Here is a 2,720-nt window from a genome sequence, read left to right as displayed (position 1 = left end):
AATAGCAGAGTGCGATACCTAAAAGTTCATTGAAAATATTGAAATTGACAGCGTAAACAAAGAGTAGAATAACCACATTAAATTATTAATGTAAATTCTTTTGAAACTTATTCATTCAACATATTTAAAATATACAATGAAGAGTTTGATCCTGGCTCAGGATGAACGCTAGCGGCAGGCTTAACACATGCAAGTCGAGGGGTAACATTGGTGCTTGCACCAGATGACGACCGGCGCACGGGTGCGTAACGCGTATAGAACCTACCTTTTACAGAGGAATAGCCTTTAGAAATGAAGATTAATGCCTCATGGTATTGAGACTCGGCATCGAGACTTAATTAAAGATTTATCGGTAAAAGATGGCTATGCGTCCTATTAGTTAGTTGGTAAGGTAACGGCTTACCAAGACTTCGATAGGTAGGGGTCCTGAGAGGGAGATCCCCCACACTGGTACTGAGACACGGACCAGACTCCTACGGGAGGCAGCAGTGAGGAATATTGGGCAATGGAGGCAACTCTGACCCAGCCATGCCGCGTGCAGGAAGACGGCCCTATGGGTTGTAAACTGCTTTTATACAGGAAGAAACACTGGTATGTATACCAGCTTGACGGTACTGTAAGAATAAGGACCGGCTAACTCCGTGCCAGCAGCCGCGGTAATACGGAGGGTCCGAGCGTTATCCGGAATCATTGGGTTTAAAGGGTCCGCAGGCGGTCAATTAAGTCAGAGGTGAAATACCATAGCTCAACTATGGAACTGCCTTTGATACTGGTTGACTTGAGTCATATGGAAGTAGATAGAATGTGTAGTGTAGCGGTGAAATGCATAGATATTACACAGAATACCGATTGCGAAGGCAGTCTACTACGTATGTACTGACGCTGAGGGACGAAAGCGTGGGGAGCGAACAGGATTAGATACCCTGGTAGTCCACGCCGTAAACGATGGATACTAGTTGTTGGGCATTAGCTCAGTGACTAAGCGAAAGTGATAAGTATCCCACCTGGGGAGTACGGTCGCAAGACTGAAACTCAAAGGAATTGACGGGGGCCCGCACAAGCGGTGGAGCATGTGGTTTAATTCGATGATACGCGAGGAACCTTACCAGGGCTTAAATGTAGTATGACAGGACTAGAGATAGTTTTTTCTTCGGACATATTACAAGGTGCTGCATGGTTGTCGTCAGCTCGTGCCGTGAGGTGTCAGGTTAAGTCCTATAACGAGCGCAACCCCTGTCGTTAGTTGCCAGCATGTTATGATGGGGACTCTAACGAGACTGCCTACGCAAGTAGAGAGGAAGGTGGGGATGACGTCAAATCATCACGGCCCTTACGTCCTGGGCCACACACGTGCTACAATGGTATGGACAATGAGCAGCCATCTGGCAACAGAGAGCGAATCTATAAACCATATCACAGTTCGGATCGGAGTCTGCAACTCGACTCCGTGAAGCTGGAATCGCTAGTAATCGGATATCAGCCATGATCCGGTGAATACGTTCCCGGGCCTTGTACACACCGCCCGTCAAGCCATGGAAGCTGGGAGTGCCTGAAGTCGGTCACCGCAAGGAGCCGCCTAGGGTAAAACTGGTAACTAGGGCTAAGTCGTAACAAGGTAGCCGTACCGGAAGGTGCGGCTGGAACACCTCCTTTCTAGAGAAAGATGGTGAGTTACAAAGGGAAGTTTTACTCTTTGCTGTTAATTTTAAAATAAATAATATCAAGCTATTATAGTCTCGTAGCTCAGCTGGTTAGAGCGCTACACTGATAATGTAGAGGTCGGCAGTTCGAGTCTGCCCGGGACTACAAATTTTGATATTAAAGGAAATTCTAGAAGTTGAAGTAATTAGGATACTAATTACAATTCACTAATTACTAACTACTAGTAAAAGGGGGATTAGCTCAGCTGGCTAGAGCGCTTGCCTTGCACGCAAGAGGTCATCGGTTCGACTCCGATATTCTCCACAACGGTCAATTTCAAGTAAATAGACCACAAGTTCATTGACATATTGGTAAAATGATATCGTAAGAATCAAATAGATAGAGAACGTTTAAAATAGAGATATTTTAAACAATTTTTTTTATAAAAATATAAAAGAGCTCGTTGTAGTAGCAATACTATAGCAAAAAGTACAATAAGTTAAGTAAGGGCGTATGGCGGATGCCTAGGCTCTCAGAGACGACGAAGGACGTGATAAGCTGCGAAAAGTTACGGTGAGGGGCACATACCTTATGATCCGTAAATATCCGAATGGGGCAACCCGGCATGTTGAAGACATGTCACCTAGTAATAGGGGTAAACCCGGTGAACTGAAACATCTAAGTAACCGGAGGAAGAGAAAACAATAGTGATTCCGTTAGTAGTGGCGAGCGAACGCGGATTAGCCCAAACCAAAGTTGTTACGGCAATTTTGGGGTTGTAGGACCACAATATTCGATGCTAAGTGAATTAGAACTGTTTGGAAAGACAGACCATAGAGGGTGATAGTCCCGTAAAAGTAAGCGAAGTTATTGATAGTGGTATCCTGAGTAGTGCGGGACACGAGTAATCCTGTATGAATCCACCGGGACCATCCGGTAAGGCTAAATACTCCTGAGAGACCGATAGTGAACTAGTACCGTGAGGGAAAGGTGAAAAGAACCCTAAGTAAGGGAGTGAAAGAGAACCTGAAACCGTACGCCTACAAGCGGTCGGAGCACATTTATGTGTGACGGCGTGC

The 2,720-nt window shown here is 45.4% G+C and carries 2 tRNA genes and 2 rRNA genes (1 of these 4 only partly in view); all 4 read left to right on the top strand.

The features are described from left to right. The first annotated feature begins 133 nt into the window (after positions 1–133). Positions 134–1,653, top strand: a 16S ribosomal RNA gene (locus tag PHEL85_RS07180). Between the two features lie 79 nt (positions 1,654–1,732). Continuing rightward, positions 1,733–1,806, top strand: a tRNA-Ile gene (locus PHEL85_RS07175). A gap of 85 nt (positions 1,807–1,891) precedes the next feature. Next, positions 1,892–1,965, top strand: a tRNA-Ala gene (locus PHEL85_RS07170). A 168-nt stretch (positions 1,966–2,133) separates the two neighbouring features. Next, positions 2,134–2,720 (top strand): 23S ribosomal RNA (locus PHEL85_RS07165) (it continues 2,297 nt past the right edge of the window). The 16S and 23S rRNA genes sit together here with 2 tRNA genes alongside, the layout of an rRNA operon.

The organism is Polaribacter sp. Hel1_85 (assembly GCF_000766795.1).
Taxonomy (GTDB): domain Bacteria; phylum Bacteroidota; class Bacteroidia; order Flavobacteriales; family Flavobacteriaceae; genus Polaribacter.
This window is presented reverse-complemented; position numbering and strand designations above follow the sequence as displayed.